The organism is Shewanella nanhaiensis (genome assembly GCF_019457885.1).
GTDB classification, from domain to species: Bacteria; Pseudomonadota; Gammaproteobacteria; order Enterobacterales; family Shewanellaceae; genus Shewanella; species Shewanella nanhaiensis.
In genome coordinates, this window is sequence record NZ_JAHZST010000017.1 from 94,039 (window position 1) to 119,897 (window position 25,859).

At 44.7% G+C, this 25,859-nt stretch carries 25 protein-coding genes; 15 read left to right on the forward strand and 10 right to left on the reverse strand.

The window, feature by feature from the left end:
• Positions 1-56: 56 nt before the first annotated feature.
• From K0625_RS19510 to K0625_RS19520, 3 genes are all read right to left on the reverse strand, one after another.
• Entirely contained in the window at positions 57-737 is a 681-nt protein-coding gene (locus K0625_RS19510) for an RES family NAD+ phosphorylase (RefSeq protein ID WP_220111202.1), read from the reverse strand.
• A complete protein-coding gene (locus K0625_RS19515) occupies positions 737-1,150 on the reverse strand; it encodes an antitoxin Xre-like helix-turn-helix domain-containing protein (RefSeq protein ID WP_220111203.1) in 414 nt (137 codons plus the stop codon). The genes K0625_RS19510 and K0625_RS19515 overlap by 1 nt, the downstream gene beginning before the upstream one ends.
• A gap of 267 nt (positions 1,151-1,417) precedes the next feature.
• The gene (locus K0625_RS19520) at positions 1,418-2,812 is read right to left on the reverse strand and encodes an endonuclease/exonuclease/phosphatase family protein (RefSeq protein WP_220111204.1); all 1,395 of its coding nucleotides are present in this window, start codon (positions 2,810-2,812) and stop codon (positions 1,418-1,420) included.
• Between the two features lie 292 nt (positions 2,813-3,104).
• Between K0625_RS19520 and K0625_RS19525 the strand changes: the two genes are divergently transcribed.
• The 3 genes from K0625_RS19525 to K0625_RS19535 all read left to right on the forward strand — a co-directional run bounded on the left by K0625_RS19525 (position 3,105) and on the right by K0625_RS19535 (position 6,764).
• The gene (locus tag K0625_RS19525) at positions 3,105-4,160 is read left to right on the forward strand and encodes a CobW family GTP-binding protein (protein WP_220111205.1); all 1,056 of its coding nucleotides are present in this window, start codon (positions 3,105-3,107) and stop codon (positions 4,158-4,160) included.
• Between the two features lie 77 nt (positions 4,161-4,237).
• Entirely contained in the window at positions 4,238-5,587 is a 1,350-nt protein-coding gene (locus K0625_RS19530; protein WP_220111206.1) for an MATE family efflux transporter, read from the forward strand.
• 85 nt (positions 5,588-5,672) lie between these two features.
• Positions 5,673-6,764: an energy transducer TonB gene (locus tag K0625_RS19535; protein ID WP_220111207.1), complete on the forward strand. Its 1,092-nt coding sequence runs from the start codon at positions 5,673-5,675 to the stop codon at positions 6,762-6,764.
• 76 nt (positions 6,765-6,840) lie between these two features.
• Here the strand turns inward: K0625_RS19535 and nadK are convergent, their stop codons facing one another.
• Complete coding sequence (gene nadK, locus K0625_RS19540; protein ID WP_220111208.1) at positions 6,841-7,719, reverse strand: NAD(+) kinase; 879 nt, start codon at positions 7,717-7,719, stop codon at positions 6,841-6,843.
• Between the two features lie 94 nt (positions 7,720-7,813).
• Between nadK and grpE the strand changes: the two genes are divergently transcribed.
• The gene (gene grpE, locus K0625_RS19545) at positions 7,814-8,443 is read left to right on the forward strand and encodes a nucleotide exchange factor GrpE (RefSeq protein ID WP_012326079.1); all 630 of its coding nucleotides are present in this window, start codon (positions 7,814-7,816) and stop codon (positions 8,441-8,443) included.
• A gap of 94 nt (positions 8,444-8,537) precedes the next feature.
• Here the strand turns inward: grpE and dxs are convergent, their stop codons facing one another.
• Genes dxs through xseB form a run of 3 tightly spaced genes read right to left on the reverse strand, consistent with a single transcriptional unit; the run spans position 8,538 to position 11,545 of the window.
• The gene (gene dxs / locus K0625_RS19550) at positions 8,538-10,403 is read right to left on the reverse strand and encodes a 1-deoxy-D-xylulose-5-phosphate synthase (RefSeq protein ID WP_220111209.1); all 1,866 of its coding nucleotides are present in this window, start codon (positions 10,401-10,403) and stop codon (positions 8,538-8,540) included.
• 20 nt (positions 10,404-10,423) lie between these two features.
• Positions 10,424-11,305: a (2E,6E)-farnesyl diphosphate synthase gene (gene ispA, locus K0625_RS19555; RefSeq protein ID WP_012326077.1), complete on the reverse strand. Its 882-nt coding sequence runs from the start codon at positions 11,303-11,305 to the stop codon at positions 10,424-10,426.
• Positions 11,306-11,545, reverse strand: a complete 240-nt coding sequence (gene xseB / locus K0625_RS19560; protein ID WP_220111210.1) for an exodeoxyribonuclease VII small subunit — start codon at positions 11,543-11,545, stop codon at positions 11,306-11,308.
• Positions 11,546-11,980: 435 nt separating this feature from the next.
• Here xseB and pomA point away from each other — a divergent pair, with 435 nt between their 5' ends.
• The 3 genes from pomA (at position 11,981) to thiI (ending at position 15,337) form a co-directional block, all read left to right on the forward strand.
• Positions 11,981-12,748, forward strand: coding sequence for a flagellar motor protein PomA (gene pomA / locus K0625_RS19565; RefSeq protein WP_012326075.1), 768 nt, complete (start codon positions 11,981-11,983; stop codon positions 12,746-12,748).
• Positions 12,749-12,752: 4 nt separating this feature from the next.
• On the forward strand, positions 12,753-13,721 hold the full coding sequence (locus K0625_RS19570; protein WP_012326074.1) for a flagellar motor protein MotB: 969 nt from the start codon (positions 12,753-12,755) through the stop codon (positions 13,719-13,721).
• Between the two features lie 161 nt (positions 13,722-13,882).
• Entirely contained in the window at positions 13,883-15,337 is a 1,455-nt protein-coding gene (gene thiI, locus K0625_RS19575) for a tRNA uracil 4-sulfurtransferase ThiI (RefSeq protein WP_220111211.1), read from the forward strand.
• Between the two features lie 151 nt (positions 15,338-15,488).
• On the opposite strand, the gene K0625_RS19580 is transcribed toward thiI, so the two are convergent.
• Positions 15,489-15,716 carry a hypothetical protein gene (locus K0625_RS19580; RefSeq protein WP_012326072.1) on the reverse strand — a complete coding sequence of 76 codons (228 nt, stop codon included), beginning with the start codon at positions 15,714-15,716 and terminating at the stop codon, positions 15,489-15,491.
• A gap of 182 nt (positions 15,717-15,898) precedes the next feature.
• Here K0625_RS19580 and K0625_RS19585 point away from each other — a divergent pair, with 182 nt between their 5' ends.
• From K0625_RS19585 to rlmM, 4 genes are all read left to right on the forward strand, one after another.
• A complete protein-coding gene (locus tag K0625_RS19585) occupies positions 15,899-16,810 on the forward strand; it encodes a transcriptional regulator GcvA (RefSeq protein WP_012326071.1) in 912 nt (303 codons plus the stop codon).
• Positions 16,791-17,465, forward strand: coding sequence for an alpha/beta fold hydrolase (locus tag K0625_RS19590; protein ID WP_220111212.1), 675 nt, complete (start codon positions 16,791-16,793; stop codon positions 17,463-17,465). Before K0625_RS19585 ends, K0625_RS19590 begins: the two co-directional genes overlap by 20 nt.
• Positions 17,458-17,847, forward strand: coding sequence for a DUF423 domain-containing protein (locus K0625_RS19595; protein WP_012326069.1), 390 nt, complete (start codon positions 17,458-17,460; stop codon positions 17,845-17,847). Before K0625_RS19590 ends, K0625_RS19595 begins: the two co-directional genes overlap by 8 nt.
• Before the next feature lie 107 nt (positions 17,848-17,954).
• Positions 17,955-19,031: a 23S rRNA (cytidine(2498)-2'-O)-methyltransferase RlmM gene (gene rlmM / locus K0625_RS19600; protein WP_012326068.1), complete on the forward strand. Its 1,077-nt coding sequence runs from the start codon at positions 17,955-17,957 to the stop codon at positions 19,029-19,031.
• Between the two features lie 150 nt (positions 19,032-19,181).
• On the opposite strand, the gene K0625_RS19605 is transcribed toward rlmM, so the two are convergent.
• Positions 19,182-20,189, reverse strand: coding sequence for an isocitrate dehydrogenase (locus tag K0625_RS19605; protein WP_012326067.1), 1,008 nt, complete (start codon positions 20,187-20,189; stop codon positions 19,182-19,184).
• 297 nt (positions 20,190-20,486) lie between these two features.
• Here K0625_RS19605 and K0625_RS19610 point away from each other — a divergent pair, with 297 nt between their 5' ends.
• The 4 genes from K0625_RS19610 to K0625_RS19625 all read left to right on the forward strand — a co-directional run bounded on the left by K0625_RS19610 (position 20,487) and on the right by K0625_RS19625 (position 25,354).
• Entirely contained in the window at positions 20,487-23,306 is a 2,820-nt protein-coding gene (locus K0625_RS19610) for an alpha/beta hydrolase family protein (RefSeq protein ID WP_438944514.1), read from the forward strand.
• 176 nt (positions 23,307-23,482) lie between these two features.
• Entirely contained in the window at positions 23,483-23,950 is a 468-nt protein-coding gene (locus K0625_RS19615) for a methyltransferase family protein (protein WP_220111213.1), read from the forward strand.
• A 41-nt stretch (positions 23,951-23,991) separates the two neighbouring features.
• Positions 23,992-24,738: an SDR family oxidoreductase gene (locus K0625_RS19620; RefSeq protein WP_220111227.1), complete on the forward strand. Its 747-nt coding sequence runs from the start codon at positions 23,992-23,994 to the stop codon at positions 24,736-24,738.
• A gap of 49 nt (positions 24,739-24,787) precedes the next feature.
• Entirely contained in the window at positions 24,788-25,354 is a 567-nt protein-coding gene (locus K0625_RS19625) for a GNAT family N-acetyltransferase (RefSeq protein ID WP_232847186.1), read from the forward strand.
• 10 nt (positions 25,355-25,364) lie between these two features.
• On the opposite strand, the gene K0625_RS19630 is transcribed toward K0625_RS19625, so the two are convergent.
• Positions 25,365-25,751: a DUF3192 domain-containing protein gene (locus tag K0625_RS19630; protein WP_220111215.1), complete on the reverse strand. Its 387-nt coding sequence runs from the start codon at positions 25,749-25,751 to the stop codon at positions 25,365-25,367.
• Positions 25,752-25,859 lie beyond the last annotated feature (108 nt).

The window sequence follows — 25,859 nt, forward strand, 5'->3', positions numbered from 1 at the left end:
CACCTTTCTGATATAGGCCATCTCGTTATCAGAGCCGTTTATTATACTGATTGGTATTAAATTGCCGTTATGCCTCTGACCTCTATAGATTTTCCATCCCACACATATTCGTAATGTGTTGACTGGATGATCTCTTCTACTCTTTTAGGCGTAAACAGGGCATAGCAGTTGGACATTGGGTTTCGCACACTTGTGTAGTGTAGTCCTTCCACTGCTTGTTTTCGGTATTTAAACCCTAAATGTTGGGAGGCTGTGTAATCAGTATGGTGATAAATATCAGTTGTTTGCATCTGTGCAATTGCATTAGCTCTAATATCGATTAGCTCGCCGCTTATGGTGCAGGATAGCCCTTTCATCACGATCATTTCAAAATGCAGCCCCTCAATAAGAGAGAGCATTTTTTGAACATGGTAACGGGTTTCTGCAATCGCGGTTTTCATCGTGTCAGCCATGTATAAGACACCAAACTCGCCATTAGAAAACCTGCTGCCATCTCTATTTATATGGGTAAAAGAGGCGGTGGCATAGGAGCATCCAGTGATCCCAAACGGAATTTGGTCATGACTCAACAAGGTGAGATCGCCAACCTCATTTTGCAATCTAGGGTTGGTTAAGCTCTGTAGGGCAAACAGCACCTCAAACTCTTCAACATTGGCACAGTCGTCAAAGATGTCGATTGCAGGAAATCGGGTATTAACCAGGCGATAGGCCTTTTCACTCGTTAATGTTGAACTCACTATGCCCATCCACCACTGCGTAATTGATCCACTCGGTTATAGACCTCATGTAATGCGCCGAAATCACCCGCTTCGATTATTTCAAGTGGTTTGCGACCTTCGAAGTAGGGATTGTGATTAACCATGCTCATATAGCCATAGATATTTTCTGGGTTGGTAAAAAACTGTCTCAAAGCAGCGTGAATATTGAGAATATAGCTAATTCGAGTGAGTTGGTCTTTATCCAGAATGAAGGCTTTTTTCCCTGATTTGTAGGCAAAGTATGAGGAGCGATTTACCCTCAAGATATTCGTTATCGCCTCTGTCTTACATCCCCAATGTTGAAGGATAGTGACTGCTGCATCAAAGCCTACTTTAGAGGCGTGAGCTGAGTGAATATCAATGTGTTGATGTTGAGCATTAGCGTTAGACATGATTGGTCCTCTCATCAATAACCAAGTTCAATAATGGACTTTAATCATAAAAAAGTCCAGAGTTGGACTTCGTGCTTTTGCTAACGTTTATGTTGGTACTCCTGTTGATATTCTTATTGATGTTGATAGTCACTGAGGTTTTACTGTTAGCTCATACGCTTAAAACGGAAATGCAGGTGCTAGTTATGTTTTGATAACTCGGCGGACTAAAAAGGGAGCCTATTGGCTCCCTTTTTAAGTAAATCTAGCAATCGTTAATGGTTAAGATTAAAGCTTAGCTTCAATCCAAACTAAACGGTGATCAGAAGAGATATCTTTGCCGTTACCATATTTGCCAACACGCTCATCATTCATTAGCAGACGTCCCTCTTCAAAGGTGGCTGGCCAGAATACGCCAGAGTCAATGATGTTCAGATCGTTTGATGGGATAGCATGGTCAACACGTAGGCCGAAGGTGCTGGTGATACGGTCTGGGTAGGTGCTGTCTCCACAGTCGCCAAGGGCGACGCACTCAGTAGAGCCTAGGCTGTTAGGGGCATAGACACCATCAGTGGCTAAAGTGTTGACGCGATCATGGTTCATTAGGTCTTGAATAGCATCAAGGAAACCGTCACCATTTTCAGGATCTGCGTTGAGATCTCCCATCACAACAAATGAAGCATCTAAACCTAGACCGCCTTTATTGCCAGCATCGTCATAGATGTAATCAGCACCAGCAACATAGTCATTCCAGAAAGCAATCTCTGCACGGTTTAGTAGCTTATTGTTCTCAGTGACGGTATCAAATACTGGTGGTGTTGGGTGTGACAGTAGTAGGTGTACGACTTTTTCGCCATCAGCTGTTGGGATCAGGATTGGTGCGTCAACATGGTTTTTAGATGAGAGAGGTTTTTCAGCCCAAGCTTCAGCCGTATACCACTCGTCGCCACACTTCATGCCTGTAGGGATCGGATTTTTCTCATCATCACAGTTAGTGATTGTTGGGTTGGTCTCACCTGGCATATCTTTCCACTTAAAGTTTTGGAAAGTACGGATGTTGTCGGTATCGATTGGGTATTGAGACAGTAGGCCAAAGGCGTATTGTCCATGGTAGAAGCCGAACCCCCATGCATCGCCAGGTAGGGCGACTTTACCGTTTCTGTCGAGATCAAATTCGCTTAATAGACCCGTATTGGTAGAGAAGTTTTCGAAGTAGGCGAATTGAATAGGCTCAAGCATCTTCTTGTCATCTGCTGTTGTACCTAAAGCATTTTGAGGCACAGCAAGATAGTTTAGGCGGAACCCTTTGATTGCATCTTGATTCTCTGCGGTACCGTCGTTGTTAAACTCACCCATCATCAACACAGCTGGGCGCTCTGTTTGAATGACGGCCGCAACGTTACGGATCTGGATAACCTTCTCTGCAACTTTAAGTTCGTCATCAGTTAAGGTTTTATCAAACCATCCCTGCATTAACACTTCCTGCTCAGGAGCGGTGATCTGCATCTCACTGACAAGATCTTCAAATGTTGCACGATCAAATGAGAGGTTATAGGTCGCGAAGCGAACATTAGTTGCATCGGGTGTTGGTTCAACTGGATTGTTGATTATGGTTTCGTCATTGCATCCTGCCAATAACGCCATCGAAATAGCTGCCGCTGCTGCGGTTTTAAGTAGTTTCATTTTATGACCCATCATATTTATTATTAATAGTAATTATTCGTTGAGCTCATATATTTGAGCTTCGATGGGATTCTATACATGTGTCCATTTGCTTACTATGAAACCCTGTGGTTTTTGAGACTAGCTGCGGTCTTTTTACACAGAAATTTACACTCTTTAATGGTTTGTTGTTTATATGTTTTGACTGTGTATTTCTGGTGTATATTTTCAAGTGATAACCAAAGCCTTGGATATTGAGAGTTGAGCTGTTTCCCCCTACACTGTGCTGTCCATTATCTGCATAAGAGCTGTCATGATACTAAAACCTATTCCAACCAATGTGATCACTGGCTTTCTAGGTGTCGGCAAAACAAGCTTCATTAAGCAGTTATTAGCCACTAAGCCTGAAGGTGAGACTTGGGCAATTTTAGTTAATGAGTTTGGTGAAGTGGGAATAGACGGTGCGCTGCTGTCTGGCAGTGGCGAAAGTATTGAGATCCGTGAAGTGGCTGGGGGCTGCTTATGTTGTGCGGCAAGTGTACCCATGCAGGTGGCGATAAATCAGCTTATCGCTAAGGCAAAACCGGATAGGTTATTGATTGAACCTACAGGGTTGGGCCACCCCCAAGAGGTGGTTAAACTATTGAGCCAACCTCACTATCAAAATGTTATCGCAATGAAATCCACAGTGTGTTTGGTGGATGCGAGAAAGGTATCTGATGAGCGCTATCTTGGCCATGATATTTTTAATCAGCAGTTGAGGGTAGCGGATATTGTCTTGGCGACGAAATCAGATCTCTATCGTGATAGAGAGTTTGAAGAGTTAACTGATTATGTTGAGCAAACTTTCCCCTCAAAAGGCCCGAAGCAGAGCACTTTTTTCTCATTAAGCATGCTTGCTAATGCCCTGAGCTCTCTTCCTGCCCTGTTGCTGGCATCACTCGATAGTGCGGCAAAGCTTCCAAAGAAATCTCCCTCACCACAAAAAAGCCTGTTAACACCTGAACCCAAAAGTGTATTTGAGATTGAACCTGCTTTAGTTGAGCCTGAATTGGATGAGAGAGGGATATTAGTTAAACACAACAGTGGGGAAGGCTTCTACTCCTGTGGTTGGGTGTTTGATCTTAGCTATGAGTTTAATTTCGATGAGGTGATAAATTTTATTAAATCCTTAGATGTCACTCGCGTTAAAGCTGTTCTTATTACCGATGAAGGGATTGCTGGCTTTAATGTGATTGATGGTGAGATGAGTGTTGTCGAGTTAGATGACACCATGGATTCAAGGTTGGAGATAATCAGTCTAAGCCCACTAGCTATCGATAAGTTAGAGGCTCGACTTTTTGCAGTTTCTAAGCGTATAAGTTTCTGATATTTTACGGCAACTTTTTATATAACCGCTTTTCACGTCACCTTCTATAGGTGAGGTTTTCATAGGGCATAGCGTGAATGAATCCTGAGATCTCCAGTCAAGACTTAGCTTTGGTCAATGAACCTATTCCTAAGCTAATGTGGCGTTATACCGTACCGACCATACTCTCCATGTTGGTGACCGGGATCTATGTCACTATCGATGGCATGTTTGTCGGCCACTATCTAGGGGAGACTGGCCTTGCAGGTATGATGCTGGCTTACCCTGTTGGTGCTCTGCTGTATGCGGTTGGTGCCTTGTTGGGGATGGGGGGAGCGGCACTTGTCTCTATCTACTTAGGTCAAGGCTCTGTGCCAAAGGCGAGAAAGATCCTCGGTAATACCTTTAGTCTTTGTTTAATCTTTGGCGCCTTTTTTGCCATTTTTGGTAGTTATTTCTCCAGAGATATATTGCAGTTGTTGGGCGCAGAAGGTGCCGTACTCGATAGCGCAGATGATTATCTGTTTTGGTATTATACTCTGGGGATCTTTCCTATTATCTCAGTCGCCTTTACCGCACTGTTGAGAAATGATGGCAGACCAGGCTTCGTGACCGGTGTACTCATTTTAGGTGGCTGCCTTAACATTGTGCTCGACTGGCTATTTATCGTTGTGTTTCCCTTTGAGCTGGTGGGGGCCGCTATTGCAACCATGATGTCTCAAGCGGTGACGGGTGGCCTCTGTTTGTGGCATTTTTTCTCAGATAAGACACGGTTAAAAATCACCTTATCGCAGATGAAATTAGAGTTAGGCCACTGTATTAATATCATTAAAACTGGTGTGCCTAGTTTTTTAATGAACCTCTATCTCTCTATCGTACTTACGCTACATAACATCGCTTTTTTGTGGGTGGGCTCACCACTGCACGTCGCTGCCTATGGGGTTGTGAGTTACACGGAGGCATTTTTCTATCTTGTTTTCGAAGGGATCGCCTTCGGTACTCAACCTATATTTAGCTTCAATGCGGGAGCTGGACGCTATGACCGCGTGTTTAAGACACTGAAAATCGCTTTTGGGATCACCTTAGTGACCGCATTTCTCGGTCTGTTATTTATCTACACTAAGCCGCAATGGGTGGTCTATATTTTTGCCGGTGATAACCTTGAGCTAACTCCCTATGCGATTGAGGGGATGGGACTCTACTTCTGGGGCTTGCCGATGGAGGGACTGCTGTTAGTGGGGGCAAGCTTCTTTCAGGCAATTAACTACTCAAAAGAAGCGTCAATGTTAACTGGGGCTAAGCTGCTGTTGATCGCCTTTGTTGTCTATCTGTTTGCTTGGGCATTTGGTACTAACGGTGTGTGGATCTCGCTGGCTTGTTGCAGTTCACTTTTGGTTATCTGGATGGGGTTTGCGTTACGGCGGGTGGCGAAACAGCTTGAAGTATAAAGGTGAGTTGTTAATCTAGAGCTACACAATGAGTGCTAATCTAAGCGCTTATAAGAGATGAACATCAATATAAATAAGGATATTTATGCAGTTTGAATCTTGTTTACGAAAATCACTTTTCGCGGCGACCTTGAGTTTAGCTCTTTGTAGTGCCGCGAATTTTACTGTCTCGGCTTCAGAGTTTTCTGATAGTTATGCAGCATACCAATCTGCTGTGAGTGATAAAAACTACTCAGATGCACAGGTATATGCAGAAAAAGCCTATCAATTAGGAAAAGAGATATATCCAAAGGGGAGCCTAGATCTAGCAAACCTTGCCCTAAATTTAGGGAGTGTTTTTGAGATCAATGAGGAGCAAACTCGGGCCTTTGATGCATACAACGAAGCCTTAGCTATCTATCAAACACATTTTGATGATGACGCGGTCGAACTGATTGAGCCCTTAATTGGCGCTGCTGATACCGCTGAAAAACCTCAAGTAGCGAGAAAATACTTTATTCAAGCAGTCGATATTGCTGAAGATGCCGATGATCCTATACTGCTGGCCAATACCTTAATGTCAGCCTTTAACAAGCTTTCCAAAACTCCACTCTACAGCCGAAAGATTCAAAATTATGCCATTAAGGCATTTGAGATCTATGAGGATGAGTTACCTGAAGATGCTATGGCTCGTGTCAGGGCTACTTATACTGTCGGCATGATACGTAAATCTAAAAAGCAAGATACTAAAGCTATTGAGTTACTCAATAAGGTCGTGAAGCAGTTCTCAGTACTGGATTACAGTCATCCTTATGAGTTAGCTTCCCACGCGCAGCTGGTTGAGCTCTATGAGAAGAAAGGTCAGAGTGAAAAGTCCACTCAACATTGCATCGCAATAGGCAGTATGCGCCCTTGGTTAGATACTCAGGAGCAGGTGCCGCTTTACCGTTTACCGCCAAAATACCCCGTTAACTCGGCAAGAGCGGGTAGAGAGGGGATGGTACAGCTCTCCTTTATTGTCGATGAATCTGGCTTTGTCACTGACCCAAAAATTATTATGTCGGAGGGGGGCAGTGGCTTTGAGAAGGAGTCCTTAAAGGCAATTAAGAAGTGGCGATATGCACCTAAATTTGTTGACGGTAAACCGGTTGCTGCACCAAGCACAGTGCAGCTAGATTACACTATGTCAAAGTCTTAGCATTAAGATAAGTGATAAAAATAAGGGCCTGATACTAAGTCAAAGTATCAGGCCCTTATTTATATTTATTTGCGGGTTAAAACAGCTTGCTGCCCCAACCTAATTTGTTCCTTAACACATGAAAATAGTTATGGCCTTTAGGGTGGATTAGGCGTAAACGCTCATGGCTGCGCTTGATGATGATCTCATCACCAGGTAGCACGGGTAACATGACATGTCCGTCGCAGCTCACCTCTAAATTATCACCATTTTCTGGTGACACCACTAGTTTGATGATGCTGCAGGCATCGACTACGATTGGGCGACTTGAGAGGGTGTGGGGGAACATGGGCACTAAAATGAGTGCTTCAAGGTTAGGGGTTAAAATAGCCCCACCTGCGGATAGTGAATAAGCTGTTGAGCCTGTCGGCGTCGACACTATCATACCGTCGGCTCTTTGAGAGTACATGAAGTTATTATCAATATAGACTTCAAACTCTATCATATGAGCGACTTTACCTGGATGTAAAACCGCTTCGTTGACCGCAGTATTACTGGATTTCATATTGCCGTGACGATGTACTTCAGTTTCAAGTAGGAAGCGAAACTCAGTCTCAAATTTACCTTCTAGCACTTCACCTAAAGCAGCTTCAAATGAGTCTGGAGGAAGATCGGTTAAAAAGCCAAGATTACCTCGGTTAACACCAATAACGCCTATGTCGAAGCGGGCAAGCACTCTGGCGGCGCCCAACATGTTACCATCGCCTCCAACGACAATGGCCAGATCACATCTGTCACCGAGCTCGAGTAGATCCACCGAGTTACACTTAGGCCCCATCTCTGCGGCGACTCGCTCCTCTACCAGTATCTCGAACCCCTGCATGGTTAACCAGTGGTGTAACCGTTTTAGAGTGAGATTGGTGCCATGGTGATTTGGCTTACCGATAAGACCGATAGTTTGAAACGCTTTAGGCATAAATTATCTTATTACTAGGGCTTGAAACCTTGAATGTGATCCCCATATTATCCTCAGAGCAGGAAGAAACAAAGTATTTTTAGCTGGAGTTAGAATGAGCAACGATTCAAGTAAAGCGAAACAGAACCAAGTAGATGAAGCCGTTGAAGGTGAAATCCTAACTGAAAGTGAGGTTGAAACCGGTAACGATGAAGCCAGTTTAATGGATGAACTCACTCAGGCGAATTTCCGCGTTGAAGAGTTAGAACAGGCACTTGCTGAAGCAAATGCAAAAATAGAGGAGCAGAAAGATTCTGTGACTCGTGCTGCAGCGTCAGAGGCAAATATCCGTCGTCGTGCGGCTCAAGATGTTGAAAAAGCACATAAGTTTGCATTAGAGAAGTTTGCTAATGAGCTGCTACCTGTGATTGATAACATGGAGCGTGCGCTTCAAGGTACCAATGCAGAGGCAGAAGAGACTAAAGCTATCTATGAAGGTGTCGAGCTAACACTGAAGAGCTTTGTGAGCACGGTTGATAAGTTTGGTCTTAAAGAGGTCAATCCTCATGGTGAGTCTTTTAATCCTGAGCACCACCAAGCTATCGGCATGCAACCAAGTCCAGAGTTTCCTGCAAATACCGTTATGATGGTGATGCAGAAAGGCTACATTCTAAATGATCGCCTATTGCGTCCAGCAATGGTGATGGTTTCTCAAGGTGGCTCAGGGGTCGATACCCAAGCTTAAGGTTATTTGAAGTGATACCGATTGGTATCATTTCAGCTCAATAGAAAAAGGACTGCAACTGCAGTCCTTTTTATTTGCCGATATAGATTAGCTGTTAAGCTAAATAGCTCTCTATCTGCTCCAAAATACCTGCGGCATCGAGTTTTAGTTCAGCAATAATCTCACCTGAGTCCCCATGCTTAATAAACTCATCTGGCAGACCAAGCTGAAGCACAGGCATTGGCAGTTTAAGTTGTTGCAGCAGTTCGAGTACACCTGAGCCTGCACCGCCCATGATGGCATTCTCTTCAACAGTCACTAGCACGTCGTGGGAGTTTGCTAACTCTTTAATCAGCTCGACATCCAGTGGTTTAACAAATCGCATATCGGCAACCGTTGCATCAAGGGACTCTGCTGCGGTTAATGCGCTGGCCAATAGTGTGCCAAAGTTGAGAATAGCGACCTTCTGGCCTTGACGTTTAATCAAACCTTTACCGATAGCTAGAGCTGTCATCTCTTCAACTTGAGGGGCGCCAGTCGCGCTGCCTCTCGGGTAGCGCACAGCAGTAGGACCATCGCGATAGCAGTAACCGGTATAGAGCATCTGACGGCACTCATTCTCATCAGAAGGTGCCATGATGACCATATTGGGTACTGTACGCATAAAACTGAGATCAAATGCGCCTTGGTGAGTCGGCCCATCTGCACCAACAATACCGCCGCGATCGATAGCAAAGAGTACTGGCAGCTTTTGTAACGCAACATCGTGGATCAACTGATCATAGCCACGTTGCAGAAAGGTTGAGTAGATAGCGACAACCGGTTTTAATCCTTCACAGGCAAAGCCTGCACCTAACGTTACCGCGTGCTGCTCGGCAATGGCTGCATCAAAGTATTGCTTAGGGAAGCGCTGGGAGAATTCAACCATGCCTGAACCTTCGCGCATGGCTGGGGTGATCCCCAGTACTTTGTCATCTTTTTCGGCGACATCACAAAGCCATTTGCCAAACACTTGCGAGAAGGTTGGATTACTTGGCTTTGATGCCGGTTTCTCAAAAGTGGATGGATCGAACTTAGGCACAGCATGCCAGCCAATAGGATCTTTCTCCGCTGGCTCATAACCACGACCTTTCTTGGTCATGATATGTAAAATCTGTGGACCAGATAGGTTACGCATATTGCGCATGGTCTCAACGAGAGCATCAACATCATGACCGTCGATTGGACCTATGTAGTTAAAGCCTAGCTCCTCAAACATGGTGCCGGGAACAACCATGCCCTTTAAGTGCTCCTCGGTACGCTTAGCCATCTCTTTGATGACAGGCATCCCTTTGAGTACTTTTTTGCTGCTTTCACGGATCGTGGTATAGAAACGCCCCGACATCAGCTGAGCTAAGTGGTTATTGAGTGCACCGACATTTTCAGAGATAGACATCTCGTTATCGTTGAGCACGACCAACATATCGTTATGTAGATCGCCTGCGTGGTTCATCGCTTCGAAGACCATGCCGCCAGTCATGGCGCCATCACCGATAACAGAAACGATTTTACGCCCCGCTTGCTCTTTTTCTGCAGCAACGGCCATGGCCAATGCTGCACTGATAGAGGTGCCTGAGTGACCCACGCTAAAGGTGTCGTACTCACTCTCTTCACGCCAAGGGAAGGGGTGTATTCCGCCTTTTTGACGTATGGTGTGCATGGCGTCACGGCGTCCAGTTAAGATCTTATGGGGATAGGCTTGGTGGCCCACATCCCAGATAAGGCGATCGAACGGCGTGTTATAGACGTAATGAAGTGCCACAGTGAGCTCCACTGTGCCGAGTCCAGAGGCAAAATGGCCGCTCGACTTGCCCACTGACTTCAATAGGAAACCTCTAAGCTCGTCTGCTAGTTGTGGTAGCACGGCTTGAGGGAGCTGTCTTAGCTCATCAGGGGTATTAGCCTGTGCAAGCACAGGGTATTGAGAAATATCCAAACTCATCGAGATAATTGGTCTCTTGATTATACTCTTCGCTCAATGATAAAACGGGCGAATTCGGCAATTAGCTGACTATTGTATGGTAATTTTGTCAGCGCTGATAGAGCATCTTGTATCAAACTCTCGGCGGTGGCTTTTGCACCGTCCAATCCAAGCAGTTTTGGGTAAGTACTCTTGTTGGAATCACAATCTGAGCCTTGAGGTTTCCCCAGCTCTTCGGTGCTGGAGATGATATCAATCACATCATCTTGTACCTGAAAAGCTAAGCCAACCGCATCGGCAAAAGTCATTAATAGTGCCTGCTCATCTTTTGGCAGATCTGCGGCTATCATTGGCAGTTCGACTGCACAGCGGATTAAGGCACCTGTTTTTAGTTTGTGTAGTTGGGTCAGGGTGGCTAAATCTATCTGCTTATCGGTTGCGTTGAGATCCATCGCTTGTCCACCACACATTCCAGAGTAACCGGAGGCTTTGGCTAATGCGCGAACCATCGCCAGATTTTGTGTGGGCGTTAGGCCATCAATGGGCTGGCTTAAAATATCGAATGCTAAGGCCTGTAGGGCGTCACCTGCCAAAATCGCCGTTGCTTCATCAAAGGCAACATGAACCGTTGGTTGTCCACGGCGCAGGGCGTCATCATCCATGGCGGGTAGATCGTCATGAATTAGAGAGTAGGCGTGTATACACTCTATGGCCGCTGCAGCAGCATCTAATTTTTCCTGTGGAACATTGAGCATCTCGCCGATGGCATAAACCAGAAAAGGGCGAATACGCTTCCCGCCAATTAGCGCACCATGTTTCATGGCTGCCAGCAGTTGAGAGTCTGTCACAGATTGAGCATCGATAACTTGTGTAAGCTGGTTATCCACGCGTTGTTGATATTGAGTTGTGGCTTGAGCTAGCACTTATTCAGCCTCAGGAGAGAAGGGGGTTAGCGGGGCGTTTTCATCGTCAGCCATTAAAATAGCGACTTTTTGTTGTGCTTGCTCTAGCTTTCCTTGACTGTTGCGAACAAGCTTTATGCCACGTTCAAACTGTTTTAATGCATCGTCTAAGGAAACGTCGCCTTGTTCAAGTTCTGAAACAATGCGCTCGAGTTCACAAAGGGATTCTTCAAAAGTGAGATTTTCAGGTTTTTTTGCCACGGTAACGATTCCTTGAAATTAGCGTGACACACGGTATCGCAGCCAGCGACAACGGTCAAATTGTGCTGCGGTAAATTTGCCCGATAGCACGCTTTATTGTGGTTTTTTTATAAAAAATTGAATTTGTAGCTAAACTTGCGTGTAAGCTGTCCGATAATTGAGAGTAGCGATTAAAATCTTATTGTCTGTCTTCCCCTGATAAAAACGAAGTGAACCATTGGCCCTTGAACGGTATTCAGACAAGTTTGACTAGGTTTTATCCGCTTAATTAAGCTATTTGCATTTTTTGTCTCCCAAGGGGACGCTTATTGGGTTTATTTCTATCTTTGTTATAAAGTTAAGGTTATAACAGAGAACATATCTCGTTGGCATTGTGCGTATTTTTTACAGTTTCGGATATTCAGGCCGAAGACTAGTTTCATTTGAGGAGCAGTTGTGGATTTAGCAACCCTAATAGGACTCATAGGTGCATTCGGATTTATTCTCGGAGCGATGGCCAGTAGTGGTGGTATCGGGATTTTTATCGATGTTGCCTCTATTTTGATTGTATTGTGTGGCTCCTTTTTTGTTGTGATGATGAAATATAATCTGAAGCAGTTTTTTGGCTCGATAAAAATTGCAGCAAAAGCGTTCATCTTTAAGATTGATAAACCCGATGAGTTGATTGAACAGTCTGTCACTATGGCTGATGCTGCTCGTAAAGGTGGCTTCTTGGCCTTGGAGGAGGCGGAGATCACCAATAGCTTTATGCAAAAAGCAGTGGATATGTTGGTTGATGGACACGATGGTGATGTGGTTCGTGATGCGCTTGAGAAAGATATCGCACTCACTGAGCAGAGACATAAGCTAGGTATTAGTATCTTCTCGACTGTAGGTGATGTTGCACCTGCAATGGGAATGATCGGTACCTTAGTGGGCTTGGTGGGGATGTTGTCAAACATGGATGATCCTAAATCCATTGGTCCTGCGATGGCTATTGCACTATTAACAACACTCTATGGGGCTATGGTCGCAAACATGGTAGCGATCCCAATTGCTGGTAAATTAGAGCTGAGAATGAATGAAGAGATGCTAAATCGAAATCTGATCATGGATGCGGTTTTAGCGATTCAAGATGGACAGAACCCCCGCGTGATTGAAGGCTTTTTGAAGAATTACATATCTGAAAAACAAAGGCAGATAGACACGACGGACGGGGAGTGATCCCATGGCTAAACAAAAGTGTGACTGTCCACCTCCCGGAGCGCCTCTGTGGTTAGCAACCTTTGCTGATCTTATGTCACTACTTATGTGTTTCTTCGTGCTGTTATTGTCATTTTCTGAGATGGATGTGCTGAAGTTTAAGCAGATTGCCGGCTCGATGAAGTATGCCTTTGGTGTCCAGAATAAAGTAGAAGTTAAAGATATCCCCAAAGGGACATCGGTCATCGCTCTTGAGTTTAGGCCCGGTCGTCCTGAGCCGACTCCCATTGAGACCATTACTCAACAAACCAGCGAAATTACTGAGCCTGTTATCGAATACCAGGCCGGTGAAGACGACAGTTCGGGTGGGAGTCAAAAGCAGCAAGGGCAGCAAAGAGGTGGTGAGTCCTCTGCAACTGCGCAGGAGCAATCTGTTGCTCAATCATCATCGGACTCAGAGTCAGAAGCTAAGGCTAAAGAGGAGTCTGATGCTCAAGCTGCTGCTCAGGAAAATATTAATGAGCAGGTGAAGAAGATGGCTCAGGAGCTAAATACTGAGATTGTTGATGGGGCGATAGAGATAGAGTCTTTAGGTCAGCAGATCATTATTCGTATTCGTGAGAAGGGCGCCTTCTCATCAGGTTCTGGTTTCCTACAACCAAGGTTTAAACCTGTGGTTCGTCGAGTGGGTGAGTTATTAAAAGATGTTCCTGGAATTGTGACAGTGTCGGGACACACCGATGACATGAATATCAGTAATGAGCTTTATAGCTCTAATTGGGATCTGTCCAGTAAACGCGCCGTAGCGGTTGCTCACGAATTGATAAAAGTGAAAGGCTTTGACCCACAAAGGATGAAGGTGGTGGGTATGGCAAACTCTGATCCGCTTGTGGCAAATGATACCAGCAGTCATCGTGCCCGTAATCGCAGGGTTGAGATTGCCATTGAGCAAGGTAAAGCCATGGAGTCTGATGAGATAACGGTAGAGCCATAGAGGTAGATACCATCTAATTTAATGGGGCGTTAAGAGGAGACTCTTAGCGCCTTTTTAATTGGTATTATTGGATGGAGATATCTAGATAAGCAATCTTCAAATGATCTTGGTATAATGCGGCCAATATTATTTAATGGCTTGATCCCCCCGGAAGACCCCTGATGAAATTTATCGTAAAACTGTTCCCTGAAATCATGATGAAAAGCAAACCGGTAAGAATGCGATTTACCAAGATGCTTGAAACCAATATTCGTAATGTACTTAAGAAGGTCGATGAGACCGCTAAAGTGAAGCGTGAGTGGGACAAAATCATGGTGTTGGTGCCGGACGATAGACAAGATTTAGTGGAGGCTTTCGCTGAGCGTCTTGCTTGTATTCCTGGTATCGCTCATGTGCTTCAGGTAAGTGAGAGCACATTCGAATCTGTTGATGATATCTATCAACAGACTTTAGCGGTTTATAAAGATGAGCTTGCAGGCAAAACCTTTTGTGTTCGGGTTAAGCGTGTTGGTAACCATGATTTTAGATCCATCGAAGTTGAGCGTTATGTCGGTGGCGGGTTAAATCAGTTTACTGAAGCTGCAGGTGTTAGATTAAAAAATCCAGATATGACGATTAATCTTGAGATAGATAAAGAGAGTCTATATCTGGTGAGTAAGCGCATTGAGGGCTTAGGTGGTTACCCTATGGCGACTCAGGAAGATGTATTGTCGCTTATCTCTGGCGGGTTCGACTCAGGTGTTTCCAGTTATCAGTTTATCAAACGTGGCTCTCGTACTCACTATTGCTTCTTCAACTTAGGTGGTGATCAGCATGAGATAGGTGTGAAGCAGGTGGCTTATCATCTATGGCAGAAATATGGTGAGTCCCATAAGGTTAAGTTTATCTCAATCCCCTTCGATCCTGTGGTCACTGAGATCCTTGAGAAGATAGATAATGGCCAGATGGGGGTTATTCTCAAGCGTATGATGATGCGAGCTGCGGCTAAAGTGGCTAGAAAGATGGGAATACAAGCGTTAGTGACTGGTGAGGCGATGGGTCAAGTTTCAAGTCAAACCTTGACTAACCTAAGCATCATCGACCGATGTACAGATCAGCTTATTCTACGTCCACTGATCGCCATGGATAAGCAAGACATTATTAACTTAACTCGTCAGATTGGTACAGAAGACCTCTCTAAGTCGATCCCTGAGTATTGCGGTGTGATCTCTCAGCGCCCAACGGTTAAGGCTGTGCTCTCTAAGATTGAAGCTGAGGAGCTGAAGTTTTCTGAAGATCTTATTGACCGTGTGGTTGAAGCTGCAGAGGTTATCGATATCAGAGAGATTGCTACTAGTATGGACACTAAGATCACCTCAACAGAAACTGTTGGCGATATTAACTCGGGTGAAGTGATCATTGATGTTCGTGCTCCAGAAGAGGAGGAGCAGTCACCGCTTGAGGTTGAGGGCGTTGAAGTGAAGGCGATCCCTTTCTTTAGGTTAGCGACTAAGTTTGCCGATTTGGATAAGAGTAAAACCTACCTGCTTTACTGCGATAGAGGCGTGATGAGCAAGCTTCAAGCACTGTATCTTCAAGAGCAGGGCTATGAGAACGTTAAGGTTTATCGACCTTAATTATTTGTGCTAGGTATGAGTTAACTCGTGTGGGCCTCAGTGATAGTGATATCACTGAGGCTTTTTATTTCAAAGTGTTCCAGACACAAAAAAGCCGCGAGCATCAGTTGCTTTGCGGCTTTTTTGTCAGTTTCAGTATGGCTAAGCGTGATTATTCGGCGCGTAGTACTGTTACTTCAGCTTGTTCTGCTTTATCTTTAGTGTTTAGCATAGCGTTAAGGTCTTCAGTAAGATCTTGTTGCATCACTTCCATTCCCTCAGCTAGCTCTGCACTAATCGTTGCATGAAGGTCTGTGGTGTCAATTCTTGCTTCATCAGCTTGTACGCTCGTTGCTGTTGATAGAAAAGCAAGAACAAATACAGTTTTAAGGTTTAGCATATATGGTCGCCTCCGGGCGGGGATTTTGGGTTGTCAGACACTCCCCATTTACGTCGTAGAGGCTGTCTAACTATAGTCATTTCGTTGGCGCAAAATTTAACCAAAATCGCTTCCCTTTTCAAACGATAAAATGTAACAATACGGATTAGAAAAACTAATTAAAATATGAGATCGGGATCACTATGTCTAGACGCTTACCTCCCCTGAATTCAGTAAAAGCTTTCGAAGCGGCTGCAAGACACCTTAGCTTTACTCGTGCAGCAGAAGAGTTGTTTGTGACTCAAGCGGCTGTCAGTCATCAGATTAAGGCGCTAGAGGAGTATCTTGGGTTAAAACTTTTTCGCCGAAAGAACCGCTCTTTGCTTCTGACCGAGGAGGGACAGGGATACTTTTTAGACATTAAAGATATCTTTGTTCAACTGGCTGAAGCGACAGACAGATTATTAGCTCGAAGTGCCATAGGCTCACTAACAGTAAGTACTTCACCGAGTTTTGCTATTCAATGGCTGGTGCCTAGATTAGCTAAATTTAGTGAAAAAAATCCAGACATTGATGTGCGTATTAAAGCGGTCGATGATGAAGATGGATCCTTATCCGATGATGTCGATGTTGCCATCTATTACGGTCAGGGAAATTGGGCAGGATTAAGGGCTGATAAGTTAAAAAATGAGGTGTTAATTCCCGTTTGTTCACCTATGTTACTCAGTGGACCTAAGCCACTTGAGAAGCCAAGCGATCTAAAAAATCACACCCTATTGCACGATACTAGTCGACATAATTGGCAAGCTTGGTTTAGACAATGTGGGATTAATGATATTAATGTGAACCAAGGTCCAATATTCAGTCACTCCTCTTTAGTGTTGCAAGCAGCAGCTCATGGCCAAGGGGTTGCATTAGGTTTTAGTGTTCTTGCCACCCCAGATATTAAAGCTGGGCGTCTGGTATGCCCCTTCCCTGAGGTGTTGGTGAGTAAAAATGCTTACTACCTAGTGTGTCAGCAAAATCATTCAGATATAGGTAAAATTGCAGCCTTCAGAGAGTGGATGTTAGATATGTTTGAAGAGGAGTCGCGCAGTGAGCTACTTCCTGGTTAAGGAGCCCTTAGAGGCTGAATCTCTGCTAGAGAGTCGCTGCGTTATCGATGGTGAGCTCAATGATACGCTTGTTATCTTCACACATGGGGCTGGAGCTAATCTCTCCTCTGACTTTATGCAGAGAATGGCAGCAGGATTAAGCGAGTCGGGGATCGGGGTCATTCGTTTTAACTTTCCCTATATGCGCGCCAATGCACTCGATGGTAAACGGCGTCCGCCTGACAGAGCCCCTAAACTGTTAAAAGACTTCAATCTACATATTGAAGCGATTAAAGCTCAATACTCCCCTAAACGTATTGTCCTAATGGGTAAGTCCATGGGAGGCCGTATGGCGGCGATTGTGGCGGAGCAGACATCTGTCGATGGGGTGATCTGTTTAGGTTACCCTTTTGTTCCGTTAAAAGGCGGAGATCCAAGGCTTGAGCCTATCGAGTTGTGTAAGGCACCCTTGTGTGTGATACAGGGGGAGCGGGATAAGTTTGGCGGCAAGGAGTTAGTACCAAGCTGGCCAGTGATGCAGAGGACCCAGTTGCACTGGTTAACTGACGGAGATCATAGTTTTGTTCCCAGAAAGTCGTCAGGGGTTACCGAAGAGGATAACCTAACATCTGCTATCTCTTACTGTATTGATTTTATTCGGGGGCTGGATGCGTAAAGGTTTTCTGTTATTGGCTGCGTTAAGTGGCTTTATCTCTGTTGCATTGGGGGCATTTGGTGCCCATGGATTAAAAAATGTGGCATCGCCTGAGATGATCGCTATCTTTAATCTTGGGGTTGAGTATCAGTTCTATCATACGTTTGCACTTATCGCTGTGGCGTTTGCAGGTCATTGGTTAAGTTCTCGTTTACTGGATTGGGCGGGATACCTCTTTATTGCGGGCATGTTACTTTTTTCAGGCTCCTTGTATCTTTATGCGCTACTCGGTACTAAGTGGACAGGGCCTATTACCCCTATGGGCGGCGTGTGCTTCTTAGTCGGTTGGCTGTTGATCGCACTTGCAGTGTGGCGTAATCGAGTCGTCGAGCTTAACGATTAATCGTATTCATTATCTATAAAGTGTAGAATAGCGGCCATTGACAGATATCGATTAAATGGCCGTTATTTTTGGCACTTATTGCCGACCGGCTCGCTTCAGGAATTCCAATGATCAACCTATTTTTATATTGCCGCTCTGGTTATGAAAAAGAGTGTGCAGCTGAGATACAACATCGTGCAGCTGAACTCGAAATTGGTGGTTTTGTTAAAACCAACAAAAAAGACGGCTATGTGATTTTCCAGTGTTTTCAAGCCGGTGATGCAAATATCTTGGCGCAAAAAATCAAACTGGATTCACTGATTTTTGCCAGACAGATGTTTGCCGCTAAAGAGCTGCTGAAAAATCTACCTGAGCATGATCGGATCACACCGATTATGGAAGCGTTATCCGATGTCAGGAATGCGGGTGAGTTAAGGGTTGAAACACCCGATACCAATGAAGCGAAAGAGCGAACGGCTTTTTGTCGTAAATTTACGGTTCCTTTAAGGCAGAAGCTAAAAAACGCAGGCAACTTACTTAAAAAAGAGAATAGCAGCCGACCTATTATCCATGTCTGTTTTGTGGCATCGGGTACGGCTTACGTGGGCTTCTCTTTTAGTAACAATAGCTCTCCCTATCCGATGGGGATCCCTAGGCTAAAAATGGCCAGCGATGCACCGAGTCGTTCGACACTTAAACTCGATGAAGCCTTTATCCACTTTATTCCCGAAGAGGAGCAGGAGCAGAGATTAAGCAGTGGTATGAATGCCGTCGACTTAGGCGCTTGCCCAGGTGGCTGGACATATCAGTTAGTGCGTCGTGGTATGTTTGTGGCGGCTGTGGACAATGGACCTATGGATGAAGGTTTGATGGAGACTGGGCAGGTAAAACATTATCAAGCCGATGGTTTTCGTTTTGAACCGCCACGTAAAAATATCTACTGGTTAGTGTGTGACATGATTGAGAAGCCATCTCGTGTGGCTGAGCTGATTGAAGCTTGGGCGATCAATGGCTGGTTTAAAGAGGCGATGTTTAACCTCAAGCTGCCGATGAAGAGTCGCTATCAAGATGTCTCGACAATATTAGAGACCATGGCGACTGTACTTGAGGAGAACGAAATTAAGAACTTCTCTATCAAGTGTAAGCACCTCTACCATGATCGTGATGAGGTGACGGTTTATTTGAGTTTGAATCCGACTCAATAGCAGGTGTCGTCAAACACATCATTTCAAGACAAGAGATAGATAATAAAAAGGCCCTATATAGCAATCTACATAGGGCCTTTTTGTGTCTGGAACACTTATGTTGATTTCCCAAGGATGGAGAGAAATCGACTTTGTGTCTGGTGTTGCTGTTTACAAGCGATCGATCACAGCTTGTGTGAAATCAGTTGTGCCGTGAGTACCACCTAGGTCACGAGTGGTGCGATCACCCTCGGAGATAACGGCGGTCACTGCTGAGCGTATGTTCTCAGCCTTATCAGCCATACCTAAGTACTCTAGCATCTGAATTGACGCTAAGATAACCGATGTTGGGTTAGCTAAGTTTTTGCCCGCGATATCTGGCGCACTGCCGTGTACCGCTTCGAAAATCGCCGCATCTTTACCTATGTTTGCACCAGGTGCCATACCAAGGCCGCCTACTAGGCCTGCACAAAGATCGGAAAGGATATCACCAAACAGGTTAGTGGTTACCATTACATCAAAGTTTTCAGGGTTCATAACAAGCTTCATGCAGGTCGCATCGACAATCATCTCTTCGGTGATGATGTCTGGGTAGCGTAAGCTGACTTCACGAGCGACCTTAAGGAATAGTCCAGAGGTTGACTTCATGATATTTGCTTTGTGTACGATAGTAACCTTTTTACGGTTCTCTTTACGGGCCAGTTCATAAGCAAATGTGGTGATCTGCTCTGCGCCTTGACGAGTAATGATACTGGTCGCTTCAGCGGTTGCACCGTCGTCAGAGACAGTTTGACCTAGACCTGAGTACATGCCTTCAGTGTTTTCACGAACTGTGATGATATCTATCTTGTCGTAGCGAGCTTGAGTGCCCTTAAAAGATAAGACTGGGCGAACGTTAGCGTAAAGGCTGAACTGTTTACGTAGAGATACGTTAATAGAGGTAAAGCCTTCGCCAACCGGAGTCGTTAGTGGGCCTTTAAGCGTGATACGGTTTTTCTCAATCATATCGAGAGTACGCTGGGGTAATAACTCACCTTGCTTTTCAAGGGCGGCTAAACCAGCATCGGCAAACTCGTATTCAAAATCACAACCAGCTTTATCAAGGATTTTTAGTGCTGCATCGATAATGCTAGGTCCGATCCCATCACCAGGGATCACGGTTATAGTTCTTTTTGACATGAGAGTCCTTCAACGTTTCGTTGTACTGCTATTGTCTGGCCATGTCGAACGACACGGATATGACTTAGAATGAGTTTTTATTGTTCACCTCTTTATTTTAAACACTTTTAAACATTTTTCACAGAAAATAGTGAGCAGTCTCACGTTTTTTTATATAGTGTAACTTGCATTAAAGAGGGCTTATGACGATGATTGATCGCTAAAGGTTAAAAAAGTCTACTTTAGTCTAATAAAATTCGAATAGATAAAATAATCACTCAGCTAAATTCCATTAAAATAAGAAAAATGAGGAAGACCTTGAAGTCATTATCCATCGCATCTTTATTACTTGCTTCGGCAAGTTTCGTCTCAGCTGGCTGTTATGCTGCTGTGTCATCTCCATCAAACCATAACCCCATGACAACTAACGATATCATGAAATTTGAATCGTTAAAGAAACCTGTTATCTCTGCCAATGGTGCGGTACTTGCTGTGGAGGTCGCGCCAGATAGGGGAGACAGTCATGGTTTAGTTCAGATGCTGACCTCATCGAAGAAGTTTACTCTTGATGGCGCCTCTAAGCCTCAAGTTAGCCGTGATGGCCGTTTTGTTGCCTTTGTTGTTAAAACTTCGTTACTTGAGAAGGAGGCAGCGTCAGAGAAGGAGAGAAAAAAACTCAAGTCAGGCATGGTGTTGCTTGATACTGAAACCGGTAAAGAGACTCGCTTTGAACGTGTTAAGGAGTTCAAGTTTAATGAGTCTGGGACACATCTTGCTGTTTGGTTTGAGGCGAAAGAGAAAGATAAGAGCAGTAAAGATAAATCTGAGCCAGAGTCAGATAAGAAAGAGAAAAAAGCTAAGGTTGATAAGTTTGATAAGGGGAGTGAATTCAGGCTAATCGCACTGGATAGTGGCGCAAGTCAGAATATCGCCAATGTCACTCGTTTCTATTTTGATAAGCTTGGTAAGCATCTTGTTTTAGCGAGTAACAATACAGAAGCTAATAAACATCAGTTAGTATTAGTCTCTTTATCTACTAATAAAAGAGAGGTTGTTCGCCAGTTTAACAACCAGCAGATTGGTGAAGTCTCCTTGAGTGAAGATGGCAAGTATATCGCCTTTACCCATGGCGATAGTGAACAAGCACCTTATGGGCGTGAGTATCGTCTTTCGCTATTGGATATCGCCAGTGGCGAAGTGAAAGCGGCTCCTGTTTCTAAAGAGTGGAAACTTAACCGTTACAGTGAGCTTAGATTTTCACTGGACAGTGAGCGCCTCTTTTTTGGCCGCGTCCCTCAGGTGAGTCAACAGTTAGCACTGAGTAAAATTCTTAAGCAGGAAGATCTATTCAATGAAAAGATCATTACCGACCAGCGGGAGCTTAGAGTTTGGCACGGTGATGATGCCCGCATTAAGCCTAATGAAATCGAGCAGTACAAGAAAGAGCTAAAGCGCACCTACCTTGCTGTTCTGCACCTGAAAGGGAATAACTTAGTGCAGCTTGCTGATACTCAGGTACCTGATGTATCACTACAGGAGCAGTCAAGGTATGTACTGGGGAGTTCGGATATTCCCTACCGTAAGATGATCACTTGGGCTGGTTTTTATCGTGATTTCTATCTTATTGATCTTAACACAGGCCATAAAACCTCTATTCTCGTTCAGCAGCCAAGTAACCAGAAGCCTAGCTTATCTCCAAATGAGCGCTTCGCTGTTTATTATCAGCAGGGTGACGTTTACCTGTATCAAATTTCTCAGGCACGTCGCCATAACCTAACTAAAGGCTTAAAAGTGCCCTTTGCCGACGAAGATCATGATTATCCATCCAATGCGCCAGGTTATGGCTTTGGTCCTTGGTTGGAAAATGATGCAGGTCTACTTATTTACGATAAGTACGATATTTGGCAGATGAATACCGCATCCTTCGAAGGCTTTAAGTTGACAGCTGGTAAAGGTCGCAAACAGGGGATCCAGTATCGTGTGACAGGCTTGGTCTATGATGAGAATAAACCCGATGTACTAAAGATTAACCAAACCCTGCTGTTGCATGGCTATAACGAAAGAAGTAAAGGGGACGGTTACTACAAGGCTAAGTTAGGCACTTCGGGTGTGACCACCTTGATGGAGGGGGATTATAAGTTAACAACATTAGCGCGTAGCCAAGATGCAGAGACAATTATCTTCTCGAAAGAGCGTTACGATCTCTTCCCTGATCTCTACAGTGCTGAGTATTTAGCACCGCAAAAGGCGAAACGCCAAACGGATCTGGACGCTCAAAAGCAACAGTTTAACTGGAGTCAATCAGAGCTGGTACACTGGACCAATGGCGATGGTCAGCCTCTTGATGGCGTGCTCATAAAACCGACTAACTATGTCGAAGGGCAAAGATACCCTGTGCTTGTGTACTTCTATCGCTTTATGAGTGACAGACTCAACGCCTTTCCTCAGATGAAGCTCAATCACAGACCAAACTTTGCTTGGTATGCAGATAATGGCTATGCCATCTTTCTACCGGATATCCGTTTCGAAGTGGGATACCCTGGCGCAAGCTCGGTTCAGGCGCTCACCTCTGGAGTGCAGAAGATCATTGAGATGGGAGTCGGTGACCCTGATGCAATAGGCATCCAAGGTCACTCATGGGGAGGTTATCAAACTGCATTTGCTGTAACCCAGACCCATATCTTTAAGGCCGCAGTGACTGGTGCGCCAGTATCGAATATGACCAGTGCTTATAGTGGCATAAGGCATGGTAGTGGTTTAGCTCGCCAGTTCCAGTATGAAACGGGGCAGAGCCGTATCGGTGAGAGCTTGTTTAGGGCGCCTCAAAAGTATATCGAGAACTCTCCCATCTTTTATGCTGAGCGTATTAAAACCCCTATGATGATCATGTTCGGTGATAAAGATGACGCGGTGCCGTGGGAGCAGGGCGTTGAGCTTTATCTTGCTATGCGCCGTGCGGGTAAAGATGTGGTATTTCTGCAATATGAGAATGAGCCACATCATCTGAAAAAATATCCCAATAAGCTCGATTACAGCATCCGTATGATGGAGTATTTTGATCACTATCTTAAGGGGAAACCCGCACCAAAGTGGCTGACGCAAGGTGAGGCATATACTGAATATAAGAAAGCGGATTAAACAGGCAGTTTCAGCTTAATCGATACTGTACTAGAGCCGAGAGAAAGTTTCTCTCGGCTTTTTTATTGCCACTAAACTTCGATTAAGTAGCTTGTTATTTAACATTTTTGTGCGTAATCTGATTTTCGATTGATCATTTTTACTTGTTCTAATTAACCTGTATCAAGGAGATATTGATGGAGAAGGATGTTAATGGTGCCGGAGTAAAAATACCGCCACCAGCGATCTTTATTTTGTTTATGCTGCTGGCCTACCTGAATAGTTTGTTTGTTCCTATAGCGATAACCTTTGCGGCTCCAATCACCTATCTTGGCTTGGGGATTTTGCTGGCAGGCTTACTCCTGCTGTTATACCTTGTATATCAATTTCGAAAAGCGAAAACAGCGGTAGAGCCCTGGCAGCCAACCTCATCGTTAATTAAAACTGGCATCTATGCCTACTCTAGAAACCCTATCTACTTGGCTTTTTGTACTTTCCCTGTTGGCCTAGGGTTATATCTGAGCGATCTATGGTTAATCTCTAGTGTATTGCCATCTTGTATTGGTGTTTACTATGTTGCTATCAGAGCGGAAGAAGCTTATCTCACACGCAAGTTTGGTGATGAATACCTGTGCTATCAGCAGCAAGTAAGACGCTGGATATGAAGCTCAATACCGAATAACCCTAGTTAAAAATAGGAGCTATGATGGAAAAAGTGGCATTGATAACAGGCGGTGGCCGTGGCATTGGCGCAGCGACAGCAAGGTACCTTGCAGATCACGGGTATTCGGTTGGCGTTAACTACAAACAGAACAGTGAAGCTGCTGATGCCTTGGTGGCTCAACTGCAAGCTCAAGGTTGTCGCGCCCAAGCATTTCAGGCTGATGTCTCCGTCGAGTCTGAGGTGATTGCTATGTTCAATGAGCTGGATAAGCACTTAGGTAAGATCACTGCTCTGGTTAACAATGCGGGAATTTTGCAGCCTCAGATGAAAGTTGTTGATATGTCAGCCGAGCGTATTAACAGGATGTTGACCAATAATGTCACCAGCTACTTTCTCTGTTGCCGTGAGGCTGTAAAACGTATGGCTCTGTCTAATGGAGGATATGGAGGCGCAATAGTCAATGTCTCCTCAGTTGCATCAAGAGTAGGCGGTGCTGGGGAGTATGTCGATTATGCCGCCTCTAAAGGGGCCGTCGATACTTTAACCATAGGTTTATCGTTAGAGGTTGCTGCCGATAGCATACGTGTCAACAGCGTTCGTCCAGGATTTATCCACACACAGATGCATGCAGATGGCGGTGAGCCTGATAGGGTAAAGCGTGTTGCGCCCAATATTCCTATGAAACGAGGAGGGGAGCCCGATGAGGTCGCAGCGGCTATTGCCTGGTTACTCTCTGACGAGGCCTCCTATGTGACAGGTACCTTTGTCGATATTGCGGGTGGGCGTTAGTGAAACAAGGTAAAGGCTCTACCGCTATATGTTAGTCGCGCCTAGAATCATGACACAGAGAACTGTGCTAACCCTGTTACAGCACTATGAATATCAGTTGCTTATTGATTACTACGAAAGAAATCATTTGCATCTGTCACCATGGGAGCCTGAAAGAGAGCAGGGTTACTTTGAGCAGGCACAAGTTCGGGAAAGAGTTCAGTGCAGTAATGCTCTCTTCTTTGCTGGTGGAGCCGTTCACTTTGTCGCCCGTGGAAGTATTAATCATGACGGCTCAGTTACCGCTGATCATAATGGGCGGATATTGGGAGTTTGCAATTTTACAAATATTGTTCGAGGCCCTTTTCAAGCTTGTTATCTGGGTTACTCTGTTGATAAATCCCTTGAGGGGCAAGGTGTGATGCGCGAGATACTTGAAGCTGGGATTAACTATATTTTTAAGGAGTTAAAACTGCATCGGATCATGGCGAATTATATACCAGACAATACACGTAGTGGACACTTACTCTCTTCACTTGGGTTTGAGAAGGAGGGAGTCGCGAAAGCATACTTGAAGATTAACGGTCGGTGGCAAGATCACCTGCTAACCTCCAAGCTTAACCCTAATGAAAAGTAGTCTTTCTAGCCTAGTTGGTGAGCCCACCTGCTAGGTATTGCTGATATGTCCCCTCTCCCCAAGCAATCAATTTCTCATCTTTAAACAGCAGTGGGGTGCACTCATCTTTGGTGGTCTCACCGTCGGATTTCTTGTGGTGGGTACGATAGAAAAGTACCTGTATTGCATTTTCATTGGTGACTTTTGCTTCGCTGAAATCAGCCTTACCCAAAAGGGATTTAATCTGAGTGATAGATTGACCTAAGCTAATTTCGGTGAGCTTTGCATTGATATACTCCTGCCTATCTTCCCAGTCCATCTCATCTGGCGTTGGATCGTAAACAAGGACAACAACGGCAACGAAAGCTAAATAGGCCGCAAAAATTGAACCGACAATAACAGGGAGTTTAGGTTTCATCTAGGTACTAGGTCCTTCAAGTAAAAGCAAAAGCTGAACATTTAATATAAATTAGCAGAGTAAAATAATATACCCTCCTTGCCTAAGTTGGTAAATGTTAAATGGGTA